Origin of the sequence: Paenibacillus sp. CFBP13512, from assembly GCF_005233705.1 — a bacterium.
Taxonomy (GTDB): Bacteria; Bacillota; Bacilli; order Paenibacillales; family Paenibacillaceae; genus Saccharibacillus; species Saccharibacillus nuruki.
In genome coordinates, this window is record NZ_QGAD01000013.1 from 18,749 (window position 1) to 41,658 (window position 22,910).

22 protein-coding genes are annotated in these 22,910 nt (G+C 41.8%); 18 read left to right on the forward strand and 4 right to left on the reverse strand.

The window, feature by feature from the left end:
• Positions 1-15: 15 nt before the first annotated feature.
• Genes PaeCFBP13512_RS17245 through PaeCFBP13512_RS17260 form a run of 4 tightly spaced genes read left to right on the forward strand, consistent with a single transcriptional unit; the run spans position 16 to position 5,651 of the window.
• On the forward strand, positions 16-3,159 hold the full coding sequence (locus tag PaeCFBP13512_RS17245; protein ID WP_137224848.1) for a DEAD/DEAH box helicase: 3,144 nt from the start codon (positions 16-18) through the stop codon (positions 3,157-3,159).
• A complete protein-coding gene (locus tag PaeCFBP13512_RS17250) occupies positions 3,156-4,025 on the forward strand; it encodes a hypothetical protein (RefSeq protein ID WP_137224850.1) in 870 nt (289 codons plus the stop codon). The genes PaeCFBP13512_RS17245 and PaeCFBP13512_RS17250 overlap by 4 nt, the downstream gene beginning before the upstream one ends.
• A gap of 12 nt (positions 4,026-4,037) precedes the next feature.
• Entirely contained in the window at positions 4,038-4,925 is an 888-nt protein-coding gene (locus PaeCFBP13512_RS17255; protein WP_069329518.1) for a M15 family metallopeptidase, read from the forward strand.
• A gap of 12 nt (positions 4,926-4,937) precedes the next feature.
• On the forward strand, positions 4,938-5,651 hold the full coding sequence (locus PaeCFBP13512_RS17260; protein ID WP_137224852.1) for a hypothetical protein: 714 nt from the start codon (positions 4,938-4,940) through the stop codon (positions 5,649-5,651).
• Between the two features lie 69 nt (positions 5,652-5,720).
• On the opposite strand, the gene PaeCFBP13512_RS17265 is transcribed toward PaeCFBP13512_RS17260, so the two are convergent.
• Together PaeCFBP13512_RS17265 and PaeCFBP13512_RS17270 are read right to left on the reverse strand one after the other, a co-directional pair.
• Entirely contained in the window at positions 5,721-6,464 is a 744-nt protein-coding gene (locus tag PaeCFBP13512_RS17265; RefSeq protein WP_069329516.1) for a GTP pyrophosphokinase, read from the reverse strand.
• 97 nt (positions 6,465-6,561) lie between these two features.
• Entirely contained in the window at positions 6,562-8,643 is a 2,082-nt protein-coding gene (locus PaeCFBP13512_RS17270) for an ATP-dependent helicase (RefSeq protein ID WP_069329515.1), read from the reverse strand.
• A gap of 230 nt (positions 8,644-8,873) precedes the next feature.
• Between PaeCFBP13512_RS17270 and PaeCFBP13512_RS17275 the strand changes: the two genes are divergently transcribed.
• Both PaeCFBP13512_RS17275 and PaeCFBP13512_RS17280 read left to right on the forward strand, forming a co-directional pair.
• On the forward strand, positions 8,874-9,713 hold the full coding sequence (locus tag PaeCFBP13512_RS17275) for a hypothetical protein (protein ID WP_137224854.1): 840 nt from the start codon (positions 8,874-8,876) through the stop codon (positions 9,711-9,713).
• A gap of 95 nt (positions 9,714-9,808) precedes the next feature.
• The gene (locus tag PaeCFBP13512_RS17280) at positions 9,809-10,603 is read left to right on the forward strand and encodes a TrmB family transcriptional regulator (protein ID WP_137224856.1); all 795 of its coding nucleotides are present in this window, start codon (positions 9,809-9,811) and stop codon (positions 10,601-10,603) included.
• Here PaeCFBP13512_RS17280 and PaeCFBP13512_RS17285 read toward each other — a convergent pair.
• Positions 10,600-11,229 (reverse strand): NUDIX hydrolase, encoded by a 630-nt coding sequence (locus tag PaeCFBP13512_RS17285; RefSeq protein WP_137224858.1) that lies wholly within the window; start codon positions 11,227-11,229, stop codon positions 10,600-10,602. The two genes, PaeCFBP13512_RS17280 and PaeCFBP13512_RS17285, sit on opposite strands and share 4 nt — an antisense overlap.
• Before the next feature lie 170 nt (positions 11,230-11,399).
• Between PaeCFBP13512_RS17285 and PaeCFBP13512_RS17290 the strand changes: the two genes are divergently transcribed.
• On the forward strand, positions 11,400-11,705 hold the full coding sequence (locus PaeCFBP13512_RS17290; protein WP_069329511.1) for a hypothetical protein: 306 nt from the start codon (positions 11,400-11,402) through the stop codon (positions 11,703-11,705).
• Between the two features lie 111 nt (positions 11,706-11,816).
• Here PaeCFBP13512_RS17290 and mscL read toward each other — a convergent pair whose 3' ends face one another.
• On the reverse strand, positions 11,817-12,293 hold the full coding sequence (gene mscL, locus PaeCFBP13512_RS17295) for a large conductance mechanosensitive channel protein MscL (RefSeq protein ID WP_069329510.1): 477 nt from the start codon (positions 12,291-12,293) through the stop codon (positions 11,817-11,819).
• 462 nt (positions 12,294-12,755) lie between these two features.
• Here mscL and PaeCFBP13512_RS17300 point away from each other — a divergent pair, with 462 nt between their 5' ends.
• The 11 genes from PaeCFBP13512_RS17300 to PaeCFBP13512_RS17350 all read left to right on the forward strand — a co-directional run bounded on the left by PaeCFBP13512_RS17300 (position 12,756) and on the right by PaeCFBP13512_RS17350 (position 22,910).
• Positions 12,756-13,124 (forward strand): hypothetical protein, encoded by a 369-nt coding sequence (locus PaeCFBP13512_RS17300; RefSeq protein ID WP_069329509.1) that lies wholly within the window; start codon positions 12,756-12,758, stop codon positions 13,122-13,124.
• A 202-nt stretch (positions 13,125-13,326) separates the two neighbouring features.
• Complete coding sequence (locus PaeCFBP13512_RS17305; protein WP_137224860.1) at positions 13,327-13,623, forward strand: hypothetical protein; 297 nt, start codon at positions 13,327-13,329, stop codon at positions 13,621-13,623.
• A gap of 344 nt (positions 13,624-13,967) precedes the next feature.
• Positions 13,968-14,717, forward strand: coding sequence for a YveK family protein (locus tag PaeCFBP13512_RS17310; RefSeq protein WP_069329507.1), 750 nt, complete (start codon positions 13,968-13,970; stop codon positions 14,715-14,717).
• On the forward strand, positions 14,701-15,375 hold the full coding sequence (locus PaeCFBP13512_RS17315; RefSeq protein WP_069329506.1) for a CpsD/CapB family tyrosine-protein kinase: 675 nt from the start codon (positions 14,701-14,703) through the stop codon (positions 15,373-15,375). The genes PaeCFBP13512_RS17310 and PaeCFBP13512_RS17315 overlap by 17 nt, the downstream gene beginning before the upstream one ends.
• Before the next feature lie 374 nt (positions 15,376-15,749).
• The gene (gene galU / locus PaeCFBP13512_RS17320) at positions 15,750-16,658 is read left to right on the forward strand and encodes a UTP--glucose-1-phosphate uridylyltransferase GalU (protein WP_069329505.1); all 909 of its coding nucleotides are present in this window, start codon (positions 15,750-15,752) and stop codon (positions 16,656-16,658) included.
• The gene (locus PaeCFBP13512_RS17325; RefSeq protein WP_069329504.1) at positions 16,658-17,353 is read left to right on the forward strand and encodes a sugar transferase; all 696 of its coding nucleotides are present in this window, start codon (positions 16,658-16,660) and stop codon (positions 17,351-17,353) included. The genes galU and PaeCFBP13512_RS17325 overlap by 1 nt, the downstream gene beginning before the upstream one ends.
• 37 nt (positions 17,354-17,390) lie before the next feature.
• Positions 17,391-18,329 (forward strand): GDP-L-fucose synthase family protein, encoded by a 939-nt coding sequence (locus PaeCFBP13512_RS17330; RefSeq protein WP_137224862.1) that lies wholly within the window; start codon positions 17,391-17,393, stop codon positions 18,327-18,329.
• 64 nt (positions 18,330-18,393) lie between these two features.
• The gene (gene gmd, locus PaeCFBP13512_RS17335; RefSeq protein ID WP_069329502.1) at positions 18,394-19,377 is read left to right on the forward strand and encodes a GDP-mannose 4,6-dehydratase; all 984 of its coding nucleotides are present in this window, start codon (positions 18,394-18,396) and stop codon (positions 19,375-19,377) included.
• Positions 19,378-19,472: 95 nt separating this feature from the next.
• The gene (locus PaeCFBP13512_RS17340; protein WP_137224864.1) at positions 19,473-20,837 is read left to right on the forward strand and encodes a flippase; all 1,365 of its coding nucleotides are present in this window, start codon (positions 19,473-19,475) and stop codon (positions 20,835-20,837) included.
• Positions 20,838-21,141: 304 nt separating this feature from the next.
• Positions 21,142-22,302 (forward strand): glycosyltransferase family 4 protein, encoded by a 1,161-nt coding sequence (locus PaeCFBP13512_RS17345; protein ID WP_069329500.1) that lies wholly within the window; start codon positions 21,142-21,144, stop codon positions 22,300-22,302.
• 65 nt (positions 22,303-22,367) lie between these two features.
• Entirely contained in the window at positions 22,368-22,910 is a 543-nt protein-coding gene (locus PaeCFBP13512_RS17350; protein ID WP_161594295.1) for a DapH/DapD/GlmU-related protein, read from the forward strand.

The window sequence follows — 22,910 nt, forward strand, 5'->3', positions numbered from 1 at the left end:
GGACGGGAGACAAAGATGGATCAACCGTTATATGGAATATGGATCGGAGACGTATTTTTTTGTTTTTCCGGTGAAATGTCTGAACCTAAGGTCGATGCTTGGATGAAAGTCATGCGTCGTCTAGAGATGCCAATCGGTCGTAAGCCGTTTGCACAATCTGGATTGCGTCTAGCTGAATTGAAGTTCGGTCCTTCAGGTGGAAGTGCCAAAGAAGTACCTACACGTCGCGCAGGAAGAAGCAAACGCCTGCCAGGTAGAATGGTGGAAGGACTCGCTTTATCCCCTGAGCAAGCTTATGATTTGCTACTAAATTGGGATGAAGCACTGTTAGCACGTCAAGGAATTACACCGGGTGGAGAGATGCGCTACTGGCATAGAGCTGTTCAATTTGCACAAAAGCTATTGCGAGAAGGTAAGATTTTGCCGGATAGCACAGTGATTGCAGGAACAGGTCGCCGCAGTGCACAAGCCACATTACATGGAACATGGAAACCTCTTTTACAAGGGGAAGACCGTGAGATGTTTGGCAAATTAGCAGATGCTATTCCGATGATCGGATTATCAGCGCTATCGCTTTTCCCTGCTTCAGAACCGGATCGTCCGGCACAAGCACGTGCAGATGTACTGCATTCGTTCTTGGTCGCTGTGATGGATGCCGAGATTCGGCGTATGTTCCGTGATGCGGGTTATGGCAAGTTTAGAGCTTATATGGCAGCCTACCGCCGCGGAACTTCACCACAAGCTCATTTGTGGTGGAACTCGATGTTTGATGCGACAGGTGATCTAGCAGTACAAGGAACAGCCGATGATATGGCTGAACTGGCGGCACAGATTCGTGAACATAATGGAGCCGCTGTACCTGTGCCTGAAATGGACAGTGTTGAAGAACGCAAGGGGGAATTACGCCTTGTGGTGCGATTGGAACCACCAGTTTCAGCAGATGCTACCCCTGCGGAACAAGCGATGTACTCGAACACTCAAGAATGGCGAATGTCTTTCTGGGCAGATGATGAATCCGATGCAGCTATATTGATACCTGTAGGTGTGTTATGGAAGCATGATGATACAGAGTTAGTCGTACGTGGTCGTACGTATGAAAATGTACAACAGCATATTTTAATTCAACTCGGACAAGCGGCAGAACGTTCACCGATTGTAGCTTCTTTTCTAGAAGTAGCAAGCCCTGAAGGTGGATATATGGAAGCTGCGGATGTCTATACTTTTCTCAAAGAAGATGTGCCTAGATTGCGCAAATCTGGCGTGGCTGTGCAGATTCCTTCACGCTGGACAAGAGAAGGTAAGCGCCGTAGCGGAGTCAAATTAAAACTTAAAACTCCACAAGACAGCAGTCGTGGACCTGAAGAAACATCCCGTCTGGGTATGAATCAGATGGTTGCCTTTGAACCGGAAGCTGTTCTAGATGGCAAAACATTAACTGTGGCTGAATTAGCGGAAATCGCTAAAAACGGCGTGCCTTTGATTCCTTTTGATGGTGGCTGGATCGAAGTCGATCTGACCGAAATTCGTCAGGTATTGCGCTTTATTCGCCGTCATGAAGAAGGCGAAATTTCGTTCAATGAATTGATGCATATCTATGCGGATGAAGACGAAAATTCATGGAATGGTCTGCATATTTTTGAAATTGAGACTGGATCGTTGTTGAATGGTCTGATGGAAGGCAATGCTTGGCGGGATATTCCTGTGCGTCAAGTACCTGAAGGTCTTCATGGAACACTACGTCCTTATCAAGAGCGAGGATTCCAATGGCTTGCGGCTATGCGTGATCTAGGATTCGGTGCTTGTCTTGCTGATGATATGGGACTCGGTAAAACAATACAGGTAATCACTTGTATGTTAGACCAACCTTCCGCAGGCCCACGTCTTATCGTCTGCCCGACCTCTTTACTCGGGAACTGGCAACGTGAATTGGAACGTTTTGCACCTGAAATGAATCTCTATATTCATCACGGCAGTCGTCGTCCACGTGGCGAAGAATTTCTACAAGAAGCTCGCTCTCATGATATTGTGCTCACCACGTATCATTTAGCTGGACGAGATGGAGAAGATTTACGTGAAGTGCACTGGGCTTCGATTGTCTTGGATGAAGCTCAATATATTAAAAATTACCGTACCAAACAAGCGCAAAGTGTAATGAAACTCAACGCGCCTCACCGAATTGCAATGACAGGGACACCTGTAGAAAATCGCTTGAGTGAGTTATGGTCTATTTTCCAATTCTTGAATCCAGGATATCTGGGCACTTCTTCATCGTTCCGTCAGATGTATAATGCGTCTGGTGTTGAGATGGAAAGTCGCTTACAGACGTTACGCAAATTAGTAGCTCCATTTATGTTGCGTCGTCTGAAAAGTGATCCTGATATTCGCCGTGATCTACCGGATAAGATCGAACTCAAATCGTATTGTTATATGACGGTCGAACAAGCTGGTCTATATCAAAGTGTAGTGTCTGAAATGTTAGGACGGATGGGCAGTAGTGGAGGCATTACACGTAAAGGGATTGTGCTCTCTTCATTGACCAAATTGAAGCAGATTTGTGATCATCCTCATCTGGTAGCCAGTAACGGTAAGCCAGATACGTCCAAACAAGAACGTTCTGGTAAAATGGCGCGCTTGATTGAACTGCTGGATATGATTCGTGATAGCGGGGAATCTGCGTTAGTCTTTACCCAGTATGTCGAAATGGGTGAACTGCTTACTGCTCGTCTGAGTAAGCATTATGGACAAGAACCGTTCTTTTTACATGGTGGAGTCAGCAAAGTATTGCGTGACGAAATGATCGATGCTTTTCAAAATGATCAAGGACCTCCATTATTCGTACTTTCTCTCAAAGCAGGTGGCGTAGGGCTGAATCTAACCCGAGCTAATCATGTGATTCACTATGATCGTTGGTGGAATCCTGCGGTAGAGAACCAGGCGACAGACCGTGTATTCCGGATCGGACAGCGCCGTAATGTACAGGTGCATAAGTTAATCTGTCAGGGTACACTAGAAGAGCGTATTGATGAATTGATTGAAAGTAAAAAAACACTGGCAGAGCAAGTAATCGGTACAGGCGAGCAATGGCTAACTGAAATGTCAGATGAAGAATTGAAGCAATTGGTATCTCTTCAATCTGCGGAATGGGGAGCTGACGAATGAGTGATATAGAATGGACAGTAAGCAACTGGCAAGTCCATACAGGGCAGATTCAGGCTCAGGTCTATCCTTCTACAGCCAAAGCCACTGAAGATTCAAATGTAACTTTGCATATTGCACTTCCATCGGAAGACGAAAAGCAAAAAATGTTGGAATCACTCAGTGCTTCGGCATGGAGTATGTATCTATTGTTAAATATGGAATCTCCTTCAGCGACAACCAAAGACGTCGACCTGATGCCCAAACATGTGCTTCAAGATGTACATGAATGGTCTTCGACTGGAGAAGATTTACTACTTTATACACCTTATCTCAAAGAACAATCCACCTCTGCCCATCTACCTGTGCAACAAGTGGAAAGTCAGTGGGAATTGCAAAGTCCGCAAGTGCAAGCTGTGATCCAAAAGTCGATCGAACGTCTGTCAGCGAATCCTTTGCTGGCATGGCAATTAGCAGGCTGGAGTCCACAGACGTTATCCAAAGATATTTTCCATATCTGGGGCAAACATGTCTCCGAACAAGCTCAAAGTGAATTCGCTCTAGAAGATGGTACGATGGCTGGACAGCCTTTTTCAGATGAACCGAATCTAGGCAGTTTACTTGCTGAAGCGGCAACAGCCGGAACACTGCATCAACCCGGAGAAGGACTAGCAGAGATTGAAGCGTATTTGAATCAATCGAGTAAAAAGTGGAATAAGCAATTAGAAGGCGCAACCGCCAAAAAGATAATTCCATTTGTCGAAAATAAAGAATTACAAATACCTGATATTCAAGCATTATTACCAGGGGTACAAGGCGCCGGAATAGGTTATCAAGAAGTACGCAAACAGGTGGCAGAACGTATGATGCGGAGTCATTTTGCAAAATAAAGGAGATTTATAATGAATACCAAAAAGCCATTACGTGTGCAATGGAACATGATTATTCCAGCAAGTGTATTGTTATCAGGAGTCTTATTAGCAGGTTGTGGAGCAAGTGCAGAACAGGCAACGACAGCTCCGACCAACAATACAGCTGCTACAACAGCAGGTAACGATTCGTCGACTGCGCAGACAACAGGTTCGACCAGTGGCACTGCTTCTACGGCGAGCAATACAGCCAGCACTGTAGATCCATTGATTCAACAGCGTGAAGATAGTTCTCTTCAATCGACGATCAAAAAGATGAATGGCAAAATGGTAATCACTAATCCTGAATCAATGACAGTCATCGTTAACAAAAAACGTTCGCTGCCTGACGGATATATTCCGCCTGATTTGGTTGTACCGAAAGTCGCTTTTTCATATGACGGCGTATTAGAAAAAAGCCATATGCGTAAAGAAGCCGCAGGAGCATTAGAAAAACTATTTGCAGCTTCCAAAAAAGCAGGTCTGGATCTACGAGCGGTATCTGGGTACCGTTCATACAAACGTCAGGTTACGATTTACAATAATAATGTAGCGACCAAAGGACAAGCATACACTGACCGTGTGAGTGCTAAGCCGGGAACCAGTGAGCATCAGACAGGACTAGCCATAGATGTATCGGGTCCGGGTATCGGGTATGGCTTGGAGCAGTCTTTCGGAGGAACAGCAGAAGGCAAATGGTTAGCCAAACATGCGGCTGAGTACGGATTCGTGATTCGTTACAAAAAAGGTGCAGATGCCCTAACAGGGTATACATGGGAACCGTGGCATATTCGTTATATCGGCAAAGATTTAGCACAAGATGTTACCGCTAAAAATCTTACGCTTGAAGAATATTTTGATGAAGATCAGATTCAAAAATAAAGGAGGGAAGCTATGAACCATCGGCGGAAAATGACGGTATTTGCTACTATTTTACTGTTGGAAGCGACCGGATGTGCGTTTAACCCAAGCGCATCGATTCAGAAGTCGACTCCATCTGTTGAAGCGTCAGTTGCGCCATTGGTTCAAGAAGGCAAGATCAGTCTGTATGCGAGTGAAGAGAAGAACGGTGTCTATCACAACATAGCGATTGATGAAGGTCAGGGCGAGCAAGCGCAACAGTATGACTGGGAGACAGTAAGCAACCCGGGTTATGAACCGATGATTCATGAACAAGATTTGAATGGGGACGGGCAAGCGGAGATGATTGTGATCACGACTAAAGGCTATGGAACAGGTGTATACATATCCGAAGCCCATGTGATTGAGACCAAAGAGCAGACTGAAATCACTGTTGAGGATGCACTAGCGTATACCAAAGCGCATGTTTCCTTTTCATTGGTACATCAATCAGGAACATCTTCGGTCAAAGCTACTGTCACCGATCAGCCTGCGGTCGAGTTGTCTTTGAAAGCTACCGATAAAAATGAATTGCCTCAGTTCGGCAATATTATTGATTATCGTCTGGATGAAGATCATACATTAACCGCAGAAGTGGCGGCTCAATTAGCAGATGGTGAAGCGGTCGGAACAGCCATTTTGCATTATCAGTGGGATGCCGGAGCAATGAAAGTCAGTCGAATTACATTCGAAGCTGTCGCCTCATAAACGAACTAAAAAGCATGCGATTCTCATCCTATGATGGAGATCGCATGCTTTTTGGTGTGTATTTATAGCTTAATTTGATGATTCTTTGCGTACATATGGAGGTGGAGGAGTGACAGAATCATCTAGCGAAAGGACTTCTTTACGCAGATTCAGCATTTTAAGATCCAATTCATCTGCGGCTTTGGCAGCTTCTGTCAGTTCATTTACAATATGTGCAGGGACTTGTTTGTCGTATTTATAGAAAATAATATGTTCAAGACTTGCCCAGAAGTCCATTGCCAGTGTACGTAACTGAATCTCGACTTTGATCCAGCGTTTGCCTTCCATTAAGACCAGTGGAACAGCTACAATGACATGCAGACTTTGATATCCATTGGATTTGGGATTAGCAATATAATCTTTAATTTCGATAATCTTGATATCTTCACGTTGTTGAAGATGGTTGAACATGCGATAAATATCTTGCACAAAAGCACACACGATACGCATACCTGCAATATCATGAATATGTTCAAAAATATTTTCGACCGTTGTATCCAGTCCTTTACGAACAAGCTTTTCGATCATACTTTTGGGATCTTTAAGACGAGTCTTAATATGTTCGATCGGGCTAAAGCCATCGGTTAATTCCCATTCGGCTTGAATTAATTTGATTTTATTTTGCAATTCTTCTAATGCTAGCTCATACAAAATCGGTAGCTTTTTCCACTCTTCAAATTGTTTAAGTGTATCGGCATGTTCACTGATTTCTTTAAGCTTAGCTAAATCTAGATTGTTTAGATCTAGCGAAATAATCTTGTCTAATTCACTCATACGATTCACCTCTATTTCTATTGTACATGGGTTGAAAAGGGAAACAAAATATAAGGCTATAGAGCTAGCATTACATTTGCATAAAGACTACAAATAGTTAGGATTTAAACGCTTCGATCAAAAAGCGTGACGGCGCAACTGTTTTACCATGATGCATTGCAGGCGAAGACACATACAGCTCTTGTTTGGCACGTGTAACAGCAACATAAGCAATGCGGCGTTCTTCTTCTAGTGCGGCTTTCATCAGTATCCCTTCTTTATCAGGACCTTTCATGTTTTGCGCAGCCCGTACATCTTCAGGTGCAAAATCTTGCAAAGCCGCTTCATGCGGTAAAATACCTTCCGAAGCACCCAGCAGATACACACAAGGGAACTCTAATCCTTTGGCACGATGAATCGTCATCAGATGAACACCTTGCGGTGATTCTTGCTTGAGTAGTTCAGTCATTTTTTCACGTTTCATAGATAATTCATCGGCGAATTTAACCATTTCTTCTACTGTAGCAAATTTGCCAGCAGCACTTTCAAGTTCATCCAGTGTCTCACGAATTGTATCTTTGTGTCGGGTCGCTGGTCCACTAAAGTCTGCACTGGCGAATTTATCATAAAATACACGCCGAATTTCTTGAATCGCATACAGTGGCTTCATTTCTTTGATTTTTTTGAGAAACACAATCCGATCTTTCACTTGTTGACGCTGAAAAGATTTGAGTCGATCCCAATGATACAGATGAATCAAAGGATACTTTTTGGATTGCTGCTGTTCTTTCATCATAATGTGATCCATCCCTGCATCTCTAGAGATATAGAGTGGGCCAATCACGCCGGGAAGAGCATCCATCCGTCTAGGCTTAACGGCTAAGCGTAAATGATCCATAATCGGACGAATCAGTGCATGATCATAGAAAACAGGAGCTTCACCGTATTGAATAAATGGAATATCTTCCATCAATAATCGTTCTGCAATCGCTCGTGTACCGCTTATCGTGCGATGAAGTAAAGCGATATCACCTAGCGGAATCCCTTGCTTTTGTTGTTCTAACAATCGTTGAACCACTTGATCGGCTTCAGCATCGGCATGTGCAGGACGCAGATAACGTGGAGCTTGTCCTGCGGCTACGCCAGCTTTCAATACTTTGTGATGCCGAGCTGTATTATGAGTCACAATATGTGTACCCAGACCTAGAATCTGCGGATGACTCCGATAATTAATATCAAGTGCAATAATTTTGGTTCCCGGATATTCTTGCGGAAAATTCAAAATGTATTCTTGCTTCGCTCCATTAAATGAATAGATCGTCTGATCATCATCACCAACCACCATAAGATTGCGATGAGCATCTGCAATTTTACGAACCATTCCGTATTGCAGTCGGTTACTATCTTGAAATTCATCGACCATCACATATTGAAAACGTTCCTGTAATATTGCTAACGTATGTGGATCGTTTAACAATATATCGGTACGTAACAAGATATCATCAAAGTCGATCCGGCGATATTCTTGCTTCCATTCTTCATAACGACAAAGTAAAGCGCAACGATCTCGCTCTTCAGGCGTATCTTTAGGTAGATCCTCTGCGGATCCGCCATCTAGCTTCATCGCCGATAAGGTAGCTAGTAACGTCTCGGGTGGAGTGGTGCTTGTCGAACCAATTTCTCGTCGTAAACGTTGCAATACCGCATGTTGGGCACGTGCATCACCGAAGATTTCTTCTTTCAGATTGCCATATCGTCTAAGCATCAATAGCCCAAATGAATGAAACGTACGTGCTTCAACAGCACGTGCTTTGGCGGCGGAGATGCCGGGCAAAGCGGCAATTCTGGATTTCATTTCAGCAGCGGCTTTGGTGGTAAATGTCACTAATAAAATCTGACGCGGATCTATGTTACGTACAGAGAGTAAATATCCTGCACGTGCAGTCAATACAGTCGTCTTGCCACAACCTGCTCCAGCCAATGCCAAAAGTGGACCTGTGCCATGACGAACAGCTTCAATTTGCGGTGCGTTCAGTAAAATACCCTGACTTTCCAGAGCACGGAAAAACGAAGCATCGTCCTCTTCATCCGAAATAAGGGTTATACTGGTATCACGAGGTGCGCTTTCGGCAGCCGGAACAGTTGTATGCGGTTGAATACCTTGAGGTCTCGGGTAATCTTGCCATAGGGTGTCTTTCAACAGATAAATCTTCCTTTCCGGCTTATCTTTTTCAAGTACAGCAGAAATTTGGTATGATAGAAGCAACCCGTATCCGGGTACTGCTATACATATCCTTCTATTATAATGGATAGATAGCAGTTGAAGTAGTACCCCGAGTATATTCATATGAAAAATTCAATGAAAACGGTAACGATCATTCATCCATGAGAACATGATGAAATGATGTGAATTAGAGGAGGAGAACAGTCATGAATTTGTTGCAACGGCTCAAAAGCGGCGCAGGTAAAGCGACCGAGCGTGCACAGAATGCAGTAGAGATTAACCGCTTAAACGGTCATGTGACAGATATTGAACGCGAGATTGAGGTTCATTATTTGCGGATGGGACAAGTATTTTACGAAGGGTACCGTGCCGGAGATATGTCTCTTGCTGAAGAAGAGATGACTGATTTGTGCAAAGCATGTGATCTTCTTATGGAAGAAATCGATGAAGTGCATACGAAGATTGCTGTTTTGAAAAACGAACGGGTATGCGAATGCGGAACCGTTGTATCGTTAGAAGCTAATTTCTGTCCAAATTGTGGACGCAAAATGGAAAAGTTACCTGTTGCGTCTAAACGTGAGCAAGGATTTGGCGATGATCCAGATGATGAACGTAATTCACCTATCGTCTATCCTACTCAGTATGAACAAGAATTGGACGAAGAAGATGAAGAGTTACAAGATATGACTGTGGACGAAGAAGAATCACGTCGTGCCGATCGTCTACGTGAAGAACATGAACGTCAAGAAGAATTGGATCGTCTGGTTCGTTCATGGAAAGAAAATCTAGGTGTCGATGAGAACCCGGATGAAGAAGATTACCCTGCTCAACCTGAACCGAAAGTGAAACTGGAAAAAGAAGAGTTGCAACAAGAGCCTGTGCAGAAGCCTATTATTCCTGCGGCGGCAACAGCTACATCTACGCCAGTGATCGAAGAAGAGATGGAACCTGAACTAGGAACAGATATGTTCAGTTGTCAGGTATGCGGAAGTTCTTTGCAAAAAGGTTCCAAATGGTGCCCGAACTGCGGCGCAGAACAGCTATAATTTCAATATTATACTGTTCGGTAAGCATAATGATCGTATCTGCAATACATCAATAGACATCTTCTGAACACCAATCGGGAAGGATGAAGCACCTGATGGAACAATTGCTTAACCATTTACGCCATCTAGGGTTTACTGAACTGGAAGCCAAAGTGATGGTAAGTCTGACTCAGCAAGGGACACAATCCGGTTATGAAGTGGCTAAGCGACTGGGTGTATCAAGATCGAATGTATATGCTACACTGCAACGTCTGGTATCAAGAGGAGTGATCCAACTGACACCAGGCGAACCTGCTCGTTATACGATGATGCCGATCAAAGAATTTACTCAGATGATCTCAGGTCAGATGGGCGAATCATTAACTTATTTAGAACAACATATGCCTAGTGAAACTCATGAACAACCTTCTTTCTTTATTGTAGAAGGAGAACGTAAAGTGATTGAGACATTGAATCGTGAACTGGATAAAGCGAGCGAAGAGATTGTAGCAGGAATATGGCGGGAAGAAGCCAAATGGTCAAGGCAAGGATTAGAGCGAGCAGAACAACGGGGTGTACGAGTACTTTGGTCTTTTGAAGGTGACGAAGATGGGAAATTCTCAGGCATGTTGCCTTTAACTGCGAGTCAACAAGGGGGACGCAAGTTCTGGCTGGTGGTCGATCGGCGTTGGTGTATTGTAGGTATGAGAGGCGATGAATTGCCTGCTCAAGCGATCGTTACAGAACATCCATTGATGGTAGAATTGTTACTTCAGCATTTTGCCCAGGAAATTATTCTGTTTGAACTTGAAAATGACCTGGGTGCTGAGCTGATTGAGCGTTATGGAGAAGGATATGAACACATTTTAAATAAATATATGCCTAGCTTTGTACACAAAGATATCGATTAAAGAGTGAGCAGCTTCTGGAAAACATCGATATAATAATGCCCTTCATGAGGAACAAATTGTTCACGATGTACAGTGAGCTTGTGAATCGTTGCTGTGGTATCTGTCGTATAGACCCCAGAAGCCATCACTTCATTGCATTTTCCTTGATAAAGTTCGATCATGGCTTGTAAAGGCGCTTCAAAAATACCGGAGACTTCATCTTGTTGCAATTGATACTTAGGAAGTTCATACGGACTGAATGCACCGAATACACTGCTGACTTCACGATCTATAAATGCTCCATGACGAGTACTTCCAAATGTCTCATCACGAATATCCAATACATGAGTTAATTGCTCATAACGAAGTGGAAGTCCTAATTCTTCTTGAATTTCGCGTGCAGCATCTATAAACGTCTCACCCGCAGATAAATGACCAGCAGCCGTAATATCATACATATCAGGAAAAGTATCTTTATCAGGATGACGCTTTTGAAAAACCAATAGTCTTCCTTCAACAGTATCCCGGATTAACCAGCAATGAAAAGTATGATGCCAGTGTCCTAGTCGATGAACCTCAGAGCGTTCACATGTACCTAAATGTTGATCTTGTTCATCATAGATATCGAGCATTTCAGTTGTTACCATTTGGTGACACTTCCCTTCAAAGTTAAATAGTTCATATTCAAACAGCACATATTTGTTCTATTATTGAATTATAAGTTGTTTTGGCTACGTAAAAAAAACGACTTTCTACTATTATAATAGTAGAGTTCTTACAGAGAAGAAATACTAATATACGGAGAGGATGAGAAACAATGGAATGTATTGTAAAATTTGATGTTATTCATGACCATGAAGTGAAGGCGTTAAGAGGTCTTGTTTTTGTCGAAGATGGCAAAGCACCTACAACAGAACAGTTGGAAGAAATGTTCAAAGATATGAAATATGAAGTGACCGCAGACAGAGGAGATTCTTTACGCTTTATGCCTACACAGTCGCCTGCTCCTTTTCAGCATATTCGTATAAAAGAACTGGATACCGGTGATAAAAAGTTTACAGAAGATCGGGATTTAAAAGGAATACTGTCCAACTTGTTGCCTACCTCTAATCGCCCTATCTAATATGTATAATGATACAGAGGGAGCAGAAAAATGATTACAAGGTTGCAATCTATTCTGATTATATAAAAAAACCTCTTTCCGTATTGATGGAAAGAGGTTTTTTGTGCATATTTACGCATGTGCCTTATGTAGCTCGGATGTACACTGCGGGCAACGACTGGCTTTGATTGAAATTTCAGTCATACAGTATGGACATTCGCGTGTAGTTTTCTCAGGTGCAGGCTTTTCGTGTTCTTTACGTTTCATCATATTGATTCCTTTGATTAATAGGAACACACATAGAGCAACGATCAGAAAGTCGATAACCGTATTAATGAATTGTCCGTATGCGATAACAGCCGCTCCTGCTTGCTGAGCCTCTGCAAGAGAAGCATATGTTGCTGTAGAACCACTGAACGTTTTGTCTAAGTCCCAGAATAAATCTGAAAAGTTAGTTCCTCCGAGCAATTTCCCAACAGGAGGCATGATGATATCATTAACGACAGAAGTGACAATCTTACCAAAAGCCGCTCCGATAATAACCCCAACTGCAAGATCGATCACGTTACCGCGTACCGCAAACTCTTTAAATTCTTTTAACAATCCCATAGTTCTTTATTCCTCTCTTTTAGCATTTATGAATAATTCACGTTACTTTGGGGTAATGCTCCATTATGCCTTTTGAACAATTCAATCGTAACATAAGTAATACAGTGGAAGAAATGGAATAATGACAACTATTTAGACTTTATACTCCTAATTATAATCATGTAAAGAAGATAATAGGCTATAAACCTAAAATTTGAATTGTTTAATTAGTTACCTGTTATTCGATTGGGAACTAGATAATAAGACTCAATTTAGATACTTTGCTCAAATAAAGTGAGTCTTAGGTATAGTCATCCGACATTTAGTGTTGCTTTCTGCTCAGTTCAAAAGGGATAGAAAGTCGAAATTTAAATAAATAAAGTTTTATTTTTATACTAGATTTCGACATGATTTTCAGATAACCTATTTTATAATTATGCGAAACGAATAAAAAGAGACAGGATTAACAGGAGGGAAATAACTGTGAGAAACCAGAACGTCCTTAATGATCAGTGGATTCAAAAGCGGAATGGTGTTAAAGCTTTCTTTCATAAACTTTCCGTAGATCCATCGCTCAAACAGGAAAAAGAAAGCAATAAAGATTTTGATGTCAATGAATGGCTTACGAAAGCAACTTCTCCATTACCTAAAGAAATATCCCATCAGTATGGCATTTATGAAGGTAAAACATATCGTCCTTTGCATACAAATACGCAAAATGGAGTCAATGTTGCTGTGTTAGTAGACTTACTTTTCAAACAATCGGGTCTAACAGCCAGTGCAGATGATCTTGTAAAACATATAAATAATGGCGGTACTTTGGAAGGATTTATCACAAAACAAGAGAAGTAAATTGCCTAAAAAAGTAAAATGTAAGAAAATTTGCAATTGAAAGAGGTTTACAAAATTTTCAGAACGCATTATAATGAGCGCAGGAGTTATTCAAAACGAATAACTTTTGGATTGGAAATCATATTACACAAATGTAATAATTTAGAAGCTTAGCTATTATGCGATGAAATTATAAAATCATTTTAAGAGAGGTGGGCGCGTGATGAAAATCAGTTTTAAAGGTATTGATATGGAGGGTACGCCTCAAGAAGTATTTATGCTGATTCGATTGATTGACGGTCCGCTTCAAGAAAAGACTCATATAGAATCAAGGACATCCGTTAGCGAAGAAGTGTTGGAGACAAGTCAAAGTGAATGGACAGCTATTTCAACTCAATGGGCAGCTAAACAACCACTTCATACACAAACCTTTTTTCAAACTCCGTCAAACCCCTATCAGGTGTATCCGGATCATGTGGCTGATGAAGAAGTTACAACATTTGCTAACCTCGGCACCTAAGATGTTTCCTACTATTGCAGTACACACAATTAGATTTATGGACAGAGTTGTGATACTCTAGCGATTCCAACCCAGTCACAATAGACGGCTATCTCTCGTAATCTAGGAATTATGTGAACGCCGTTATTTCTTATTCAAACTATGTTACAAATTTGTAATAAATAAATGACAGACTGTAACTGATTGTGATACAACTTGGGTGGAGTCATGTTAGGCATTGGTCATCAGGGGATATTTTCAAAATAGGAGGAGTGTTGAAGTCATTCAATATACACATAAAGAACGGTCGCATAGGTTCGTAGCCTGAAGATTCGTTCAACTTATACGTAATTGGAGGTAGGATTGTGGAGATTAAACAATATTTTAATATTATTAAAAAGCGATTATGGTTGGTACTTTTGATTATTGTGGTGATTACGGTCGGAACTGGCGTGTACGCTTATATGACAAATAGCCCGCAATACAGTGCTACAGCCAAATTGGTTGTAAACAGTAGTCCAACAGCAGGTGAGGATAGTACAACCGCTAATATCGGAGCGATCAACTCTAATATTCAGTTAATCAAAACTTACAAAGAAATTATTAAAACGCCTGCCATTATGAACAAAGTGGTAAAAGAGTATCCAGATTTGAATGCTAACGCTTCTCAGTTGATCAATCAGGTGAGTGTGAATGCAGTCAATGAAACACAAGTTATGTCTGTATCGGTAGTGGATACTTCGTATGAAGGTGCTGCTAAAAAAGTAAATGCGATTGCAGCCGTGTTCCAACGTGAGATTCCAACATTAATGAATTTTGACAACATTATTATTTTGGACAAAGCAGATCCTAGTGTTCCTACAGCACCGATTACAACAAGTCCAATGTTATTTGTTCTTATTGCATTAGTATTGTCTGTGGTTGTGGGTATCGCTATTGCTTTCTTGTTAGAGTATATGGACGATTCCATCAAAAGCGAGGAAGATATCCGCGATGTTCTCGGAATGCCTGTGCTTGGAGTGATTGCCAAAATGAAAGAAGAAGACATGACGGCAAAAGAGAGAGTGCCAGCTAAGCCGTTTACAGGAGGTGGAGAACGTGCCAACCACACTTAAATGGCCGTTAATTACCAAAGAGAATCCAAAGTCATTGATCGCAGAATCTTATAAAGGTCTGCGTACAAATATCGATTTTTCCCGATTGGATGCCAAAGTGAAAAGCATTATCGTCACTTCTGCTACATTGGGCGAAGGTAAAAGTACAACTGTTGCTAATCTAGCTATAGCGTATGCTGAGACAGGGCGTAGCGTACTCATTATTGATGGAGACTTACGTAATCCAGCCATGCATCGTATTTTTAACATTTCTAACAATATCGGGTTATCCAATGTGTTATTTGATAAAGACGATCTATCCAAAGCGATTCAATCGACACGAACATTGAATCTGAGTGTAATGACTTCCGGTGCTGTACCTCCGAATCCTTCTGAAATCTTGGGTTCTAAACGGATGGAAGCATTAATGGAAGAAGTGAAGTCCGAATACGATCTTGTAATTCTCGATACACCGCCTTTGTTACCATTTACCGATGCACAGGTAGCGACGCCGCTATGTGAGGGTGTTGTCATGGTTATCAAAGCAGGTGGAGCCAGTCGTAAAGATATTGTCAAAGCGACAGCAAGTCTTGAATTTGTAGGTGCTCATGTATTAGGAGCGGTACTCAATCAAGCGAGTCGCAAAACATTATCAACGGCTTATCATGAAGAGCAATAATTGACTTACAACTATATAGGTCAAGCTTGGGGTAATGTCTCCTGCACCCATATCACTGGAGATACTCGGTCATGCTGTGGGCTATGTAAGTAGCCTTAGACGTTTATCGTCAAGGGTATGATGGTGAGGACGGGTTAAATGCCCGCATTCTTATAATGTAAGAGAGCCTGAATATGAAGATGCTGAAGATGTGCGTTATAGTAAAAAACCATTGGAGAGAATATAACTCCTGTCTTCAGACTTCCTACCGCAACAATAGGCTCTAAGCAGCGACCTCACCTTCTATGAAAAGGTTGAGATCGAAATGCTTACATACCTGCAACTTGGCCAGCATGATGCACAAAAACAAAAAAAACAGGATAGGGCGTGATTTTATGAAGAAGGTTCGTAAAGCTATCATTCCCGCGGCGGGGCTAGGCACACGCTTTTTGCCAGCTACCAAAGCTATGCCGAAAGAAATGCTACCGATCGTAGATAAACCAACGATCCAATATATCGTTGAGGAAGCTATCGCTTCGGGTATTGAAGACATTATTATCGTAACTGGTAAAGGTAAACGTGCGATTGAAGATCATTTTGACAATGCTTTTGAATTAGAAGCGACTCTGTTGGAAAAAGGCAAATTGGATTTGCTGGATGAAGTTCAGAAGTCTTCTAAAGTCGATATACATTATATTCGGCAGAAAGAGCCAAAAGGATTAGGGCATGCAGTATGGTGTGCACGTAATTTTATTGGAGACGAACCATTTGCCGTGTTATTGGGTGATGATATCGTACAATCCGATACGCCTTGTACACGTCAATTGATTGAACAATACGAACTCACTGAGAAATCAGTTATCGGTGTACAAACCGTTGCTGAAGATCAGACACATCGATATGGAATTATTGATCCGTCGGAACAATTTGGTCGACTTCATCAAGTTCGCCAATTTGTAGAAAAACCGCCAGCAGGTCAAGCACCATCCAATCTAGCAATTATGGGACGTTATGTGCTTACACCGGAAATCTTTGAATTTCTAGGAGAGCAAGAAGTAGGCGCAGGTGGAGAGATTCAACTGACAGATGCGATTCAACGCTTAAATGAATTGCAACAAGTATTCGCTTATGATTTCCAGGGTACGCGCTATGATGTAGGTGAAAAATTAGGTTTTATTCAAACAACGATCGAATTTGCGTTACGAAACGAAGACCTGAAAGCACCTTTATTGCGTTCTCTTAAAGAAACATTGGAAAGAGAGTTACTGCAAGAAGAGTTGCTCGTGGTAAGAGGTGATAGCTAATGACTCCAAGACAAGGGAGTGAAGCGGAAGCCTGGGCGAACTATAGCGAATTTTATGCAAGACATGTTGGTAAAACGTCAGCTAGATTACGTTTTTATGTACTGATGAAACGCATGTTGGATATCTTTTGCTCATTGCTCGGTCTGATTGTATTGTCACCGCTCTTCATTGTACTTGGCATTTTGATTAAAGTTGAGGACTCCAAAGGAAAAGTATTTTTCTATCAGACACGGATCGGTAAAGATGAACAGCCATTTAGGATGTACAAGTTCAGATCAATGGTATCGGATGCCGAAGAGCGTCTGAAAGAACTATTAGAGAAGAATGAAATCCAGGGTGCGATGTTCAAAATGAAAGACGATCCACGTATTACTCGTATCGGACGCTTTATTCGTAAAACGAGTATCGATGAACTTCCACAATTGTGGAATGTACTTCGCGGTGATATGAGTCTGGTTGGACCACGTCCTCCATTGCCAAGAGAAGTCGAAGAATATACTAAACGTGACAAATTGCGTCTAAGTGTTATACCGGGATGTACCGGATTATGGCAGGTAAGCGGACGTAATGAATTAAGCTTTGAAGAAATGGTTGATCTAGACCTGAAATATATCGAGAAAAGAGGAATCCTGTTCGACATTTATATTCTTTTCAAAACAGTTAGAGTCCTTTTCGGTTCTAAAGACGCGTTTTGAGAACAACATCATAAGATAAGGACGAGGTGACACATTAATGAATAAAGATGCCAAAATCTATGTGGCTGGACATAAAGGGTTGGTTGGATCTGCAATCCTACGTGCGCTACAAAAACAAGGATATAATAACTTAATCTATCGCAGCAGTTCTGAATTGGACTTGCGTAAACTAGACGATGTGTATCGCTTTTTTGAACAAGAAAAGATTGATTATGTCTTCCTAGCCGCAGCAAAAGTAGGCGGTATTGCGGCTAACAACGATTTCCCTGCTGATTTCATTCGTGACAATTTGTTGATTCAGACAAATGTTATCGATGCAGCTCACTTTAACGGAGTACAGAAATTGTTGTTCTTAGGATCAACTTGTATCTATCCGAAGTTCGCACCACAGCCGCTTAAAGAAGAATATCTTCTAACAGGCGAGTTGGAACCAACAAACGAACCTTATGCGATTGCCAAAATCGCAGGTATCAAAATGTGTGAATCTTACAAACGTCAATACGGTTCACGATTTATCTCAGCAATGCCTACGAATATGTATGGTCCGAATGATAACTTCGATCTTAAATCGTCTCATGTATTGCCAGCATTGGTACGCAAAATTCATGAAGCCAAAGAAAATAACAGCCCAACGGTTGAAATCTGGGGCACAGGAACACCAAAACGTGAATTCCTACATGCGGATGATCTTGCAGATGCGTGCTTGTTCTTAATGGACAACTACGAAGATAACCAAATCGTGAATGTGGGTGTTGGTGAAGATATCGCGATCAAAGACCTGGCGCTGATGATCAAAAACATTGTTGGGTACGAAGGCGACTTGGTATTTAACTCAAGCGTGCCAGATGGTACACCACGTAAATTGGTGGATACAACTAAAATTAACGCATTGGGCTGGAAAGCAAGTATTCCTTTAGAAGAAGGTATCCGCGCTGTCTATGCTGATTTCCGTAATACGGTTGCTGTAAATCAATAAATTAAACTCATACATTTCAAATATATTTTAAAAAAATAAAAACATACTGTGGAGGGAATTAATTATGAAAAGAGCACTAATTACTGGAGTTACTGGACAAGATGGATCTTACCTGGCGGAATTGCTTTTAGAAAAAGGATATCAAGTATTTGGACTTCGCCGCAGAACAAGTACACCGAACTATGAAAATGTAGCGCATATCCAAGATAAAATCGAATGGATTTCAGGCGATTTGACGGATTTGGCTTCATTGATCGAAGCGGTACGTATTTCTAATCCGGATGAAGTATACAACTTGGCAGCACAATCATTCGTAGCGGCTTCTTGGCCACAACCGATTGCGACAGGTCAACTGACTGCACTTGCTGTAACGAACATGTTAGAAGCAGTACGTATTGCTAAGCCAGATGCTCGTTTCTACCAAGCATCCAGTAGTGAGATGTTCGGTAAAGTACAAGCTATCCCGCAAATCGAGACAACACCTTTCTATCCGCGTAGCCCTTACGGCGTCGCTAAATTATATGGACACTGGATCACAGTTAACTATCGTGAAAGCTTCAACATGTTCGCTTGCTCCGGTATCTTGTTCAATCACGAATCACCACGTCGTGGTCTTGAATTCGTAACTCGTAAAGTTACTGACGGTGTAGCACAGATCAAATTGGGTCTAGCCAAAGAGCTTCGTCTAGGTAACTTGGATTCTCAACGTGACTGGGGCTTTGCAGGAGACTATGTTAAAGCAATGTGGTTGATGCTTCAACAAGATACACCGGACGATTTCGTTATCTCTACAGGTGAAATGCACACGGTTGAAGAGCTAGTACAAGTTGCTTTTGATCATGTGGGTCTGAACTGGAGAGACTATGTAGTTATTGATGAGAAATTTGTTCGTCCAGCAGAAGTAGACTTGTTGCTTGGTGATTGCACGAAAGCGAAGCAAGAATTGGGCTGGGAATTGGAAGTTGGTTTCAAACAATTGGTAGCAAACATGGTGGACGCAGATCTTAAACGTCATGCAGGAAGACCCGTAGAAGTACCTGTATATTAATCGATTCTTTTCATAAAGCGAGTAGGAAAAGATCAGTTAAGGGGTAACTTACTGCCACGGACTTTTGCAAAATGATGAAGTGAGATGATAACCACATGGCTAACCCGATCGCCAAAATGCGAAAGAAATTTTCGATGACGCCAGAGAAACGCAAAATCTTTTTCAATACCAACTGGCAGATCATGGACAAGTTCGGACGACTTGCGATCAACATGATCATCAGTATCTGGATAGCGCGTTATCTGGGTCCCGAGCAATTTGGACAATATAATTTCGCGATTGCTTTTGTCACTATTATTGGTGCTGTTGTTCCATTAGGACTTGCTAATATTATTGTCAAAGAACTGGTGCAAGACCCTGATAATAAAACGGAAATTCTCGGAACAGTCTCATTATTACGTCTGTTTAGTGGATTGATTGCTTTTGCAATTACCGTTGTTGCTGCTTTTACATTGCCTGGACAAGATCCAGTCGTACAGTGGAGCATGGTCATCATTGCAGCTAACCTTCTGTTTCAACCGCTGGATGTGATTTCCCAGTGGTTCGATTCAGTCGTGGAAGCCAAATATGCTGTCTATGCCAAAGGTGCTGCTTTTGCATTAACAACCATTATGAAAATAGTGCTTGTCGTCATGCATGCACCACTAATCTGGTTCGCCGTTTCGTATGCACTAGAGTTAATTCTTGGATTTCTTTTCCTACTATTCACACAGGGAAACAAAATTCAATTTACCAAATGGTCATTTAACTGGCCGCTTGGTAAACGGTTGATGAATAGCTCATGGCCTTTGATCGTAGCCGGAATCTCCACGATCATCTATCTCAAAATTGATCAGGTTATGCTGAACTACATGATCAATGAGACAGCCGTTGGAGTATACGCTGTAGCCGCTAGACTATCTGAAGTATGGTACGTCATACCGACGGTAGTTGCTGCATCGTACTTTCCGAGTATGATCAAAAACAAGCAACTAGGCCCTGATATTTACAAAGCCGAGCTGCAAAAGTTGTACAACATGCTGTTCTGGTTCGCACTGGCTATCTGTATTGTCGTCACCTTTATGGCTAAACCGGTGATCTCGATCTTATACGGTCAAGAATACACAGGCGCCATCAGTATTCTGGTGATTCACGTATGGGCATGTCTTTTCGTCTTTATGAGAGCTGCCTTAAATAAATGGATCATTAGCGAAGGATTATATCGCTTTGAACTGATCAGTCAGGTCATGGGTGCTGTTGCCAAAGTCGGAATTAACTTAATTCTGATTCCTATGTTCGGTGGAGTCGGCGCAGCGATGGGAACAGTAGTGGCATTTATCGTATCCAGTTACGCATTTACTTTCTTATTCAAAGAAACCCGCGTATCCGGCATCATGATGTCCAAAACACTAATCTCTCCCTTCACCGCCATCTTCAACAAACTTAGACCTGGCAAACGTGAAGTCAGAACCAATAACTAATCTACATTAAAAGGGTTTGCTTCACATGCAGACCGATATTATATCTTGCTTACAAATCATTTTTGAAATGAAGTGTTCAAGTATAGGACAAGCGTCGGAACGAAGGGTACAAAATCATTCTGAAAGAGCGAAGCGTTCGCCTTTGTTATCGAGTCCTTACCGCAAAGCGGGAAATCAAAGGAGTCGATAACAACAAGCGACGACAAGAACGATTTTGTTCACGAAGTGGTGTACCTTTTCCGAAAAACTTGAGCACTTCGTATTTCAAAGCATTTTAATCACAGACATAAGGAGGTAAGAGCTGATGAAAAAAGTACTATATGTCCATCATTCAGGATTCATGGGCGGAGCACCGAAAAGTCTGACTTATCTCATTAGTCATCTGGATAAGACCAAATTTGACGGACACGTGCTAACGATTCGCAATGGCCCGGCAGTAAAACTGTTGGAATCCGGTGGATTACCTGTAGAAGTGGCTAAAGGTATGTTTCCTTTCCACGGATCAACAGTTTCTGGCATGAGACCGAAGTTGTTTATTCGTAATCTGATCGGAGCATTACCAACTTATTTTCAAGCTAAAAAATATATTCGTAAATACAAACCAGATATCGTTCATTTGAACAGCACATGTTTGTTCCAAGTGGCAAAAGCCGTCAAAAAAGTATCTCCAGATACTAAAGTGGTCTGTCACGTACGTGAACCGCTGTTGAACTCATTTGCCGGAAATATCTTGAAGCGTATGAATCACAAATATGTAGACGGTTATATCTCTATCGATCAGTTCGATTCCGAGACGGTGGATAGTAATGGTAAAGAATTAGAAGTCGTATACAACTTCGTGGACTTTGGAACCTACAATCCAGATGTAAACGGGACTCCTGTTCGTCGGGAACTCGGTATAGACGATGACGATATCGTCTTTTTGTACATTGGTCGTGTAGTAACAGGCAATGGAGTATTGGATCTGGTGAAGTCATTTAACAAAATCAGCAAAGATCATCCAAACTTCAAGTTGATCGTTGGTGGATTTTACTTTAATAAAAATAATGCGTATGAAGACAAAGTTATGGCAGAAGCTAAAGGAAATGATCAGATCATTACACTGGCTTTCCGTGATGATGTACCGCAATTGATTGCCGCAAGTAATGTGATGATGTGCCCGTTTGTAGAACCTCACTTTTCACGCAGTATTATCGAAGCAGCCTCGATGAAGAAACCAGCGATTGCTACCAATATTGGTGGACCGAATGAACTGATTCTTCATAACAAAACAGGCTTCCTGTTCGAGGATCGTAATCACAAAGCGATGGAAGATTATATGGTTAAGATCGGTACAGACAAAGCATTGTACGAGAAGCTTTCTCAAAATGCATTGGCTTTTGCAGAAGAGAACTTCGATGCGCGTAAGAACACCAAGCGGACATTTGATTTCTATAACCGATTCTTTGTTAGGGAAACGGTATGATCACAAGCTTTATACGTTTCAAACGCAAAATAGCTAAAAAGTGTTCTACCGTCTTCACCCGGAGAATGCTGAAAGAACAGCAGATTCAATTTGGTAACAACTTGATCGCTGTAGGAATGCCGATTGTGGATCGAGAAAAGGGAAGCTCGATTCGAATCGGACATAACGCTATTTTGTGTTCATCGGATTATAGCAATCCGATAGGTCTTAATCATCGTACAGTGATTCGTACCCTTGCAGAAGGAGCAGTGATTGAGATCGGCGATGATGTAGGCATCAGCGGAGCGAGCATTTGTGCCGTATCGCGTGTAAGTATCGGTCATCAAGTGATGCTGGGCGTAAACGTACAGATCAGTGATACTGATTTTCATCCGATTAAGCCAGAGAATCGCCGCTTCAACAAAAATCCGCTAGATGTGAGTAAAGCCGATACGATCATTGAAGATAATGTATGGGTGGGTGCGAATGCGATTGTACTCAAAGGAGTAACTATTGGTCGCAATAGTGTAATCGGAGCAGGCAGTATTGTCGCTAGCTCGATTCCCCCTAATTGTATTGCTGCTGGAGTACCGGCTAAAGTCATTAAGCACTTGGAAGGAGTGGAATAA

Coding starts and splice junctions, on each gene's coding strand:
- PaeCFBP13512_RS17245 (WP_137224848.1), top strand. CDS start 16: ATGGATCAACCGTTATATGGAATATGGATCGGAGACGTATTTTTTTGT.
- PaeCFBP13512_RS17250 (WP_137224850.1), top strand. CDS start 3,156: ATGAGTGATATAGAATGGACAGTAAGCAACTGGCAAGTCCATACAGGG.
- PaeCFBP13512_RS17255 (WP_069329518.1), top strand. CDS start 4,038: ATGAATACCAAAAAGCCATTACGTGTGCAATGGAACATGATTATTCCA.
- PaeCFBP13512_RS17260 (WP_137224852.1), top strand. CDS start 4,938: ATGAACCATCGGCGGAAAATGACGGTATTTGCTACTATTTTACTGTTG.
- PaeCFBP13512_RS17265 (WP_069329516.1), bottom strand. CDS start 6,464: ATGAGTGAATTAGACAAGATTATTTCGCTAGATCTAAACAATCTAGAT.
- PaeCFBP13512_RS17275 (WP_137224854.1), top strand. CDS start 8,874: ATGAATTTGTTGCAACGGCTCAAAAGCGGCGCAGGTAAAGCGACCGAG.
- PaeCFBP13512_RS17280 (WP_137224856.1), top strand. CDS start 9,809: ATGGAACAATTGCTTAACCATTTACGCCATCTAGGGTTTACTGAACTG.
- PaeCFBP13512_RS17285 (WP_137224858.1), bottom strand. CDS start 11,229: ATGGTAACAACTGAAATGCTCGATATCTATGATGAACAAGATCAACAT.
- PaeCFBP13512_RS17290 (WP_069329511.1), top strand. CDS start 11,400: ATGGAATGTATTGTAAAATTTGATGTTATTCATGACCATGAAGTGAAG.
- mscL (WP_069329510.1), bottom strand. CDS start 12,293: ATGGGATTGTTAAAAGAATTTAAAGAGTTTGCGGTACGCGGTAACGTG.
- PaeCFBP13512_RS17305 (WP_137224860.1), top strand. CDS start 13,327: ATGAAAATCAGTTTTAAAGGTATTGATATGGAGGGTACGCCTCAAGAA.
- galU (WP_069329505.1), top strand. CDS start 15,750: ATGAAGAAGGTTCGTAAAGCTATCATTCCCGCGGCGGGGCTAGGCACA.
- PaeCFBP13512_RS17325 (WP_069329504.1), top strand. CDS start 16,658: ATGACTCCAAGACAAGGGAGTGAAGCGGAAGCCTGGGCGAACTATAGC.
- PaeCFBP13512_RS17330 (WP_137224862.1), top strand. CDS start 17,391: ATGAATAAAGATGCCAAAATCTATGTGGCTGGACATAAAGGGTTGGTT.
- gmd (WP_069329502.1), top strand. CDS start 18,394: ATGAAAAGAGCACTAATTACTGGAGTTACTGGACAAGATGGATCTTAC.
- PaeCFBP13512_RS17340 (WP_137224864.1), top strand. CDS start 19,473: ATGGCTAACCCGATCGCCAAAATGCGAAAGAAATTTTCGATGACGCCA.
- PaeCFBP13512_RS17345 (WP_069329500.1), top strand. CDS start 21,142: ATGAAAAAAGTACTATATGTCCATCATTCAGGATTCATGGGCGGAGCA.
- PaeCFBP13512_RS17350 (WP_161594295.1), top strand. CDS start 22,368: ATGCTGAAAGAACAGCAGATTCAATTTGGTAACAACTTGATCGCTGTA.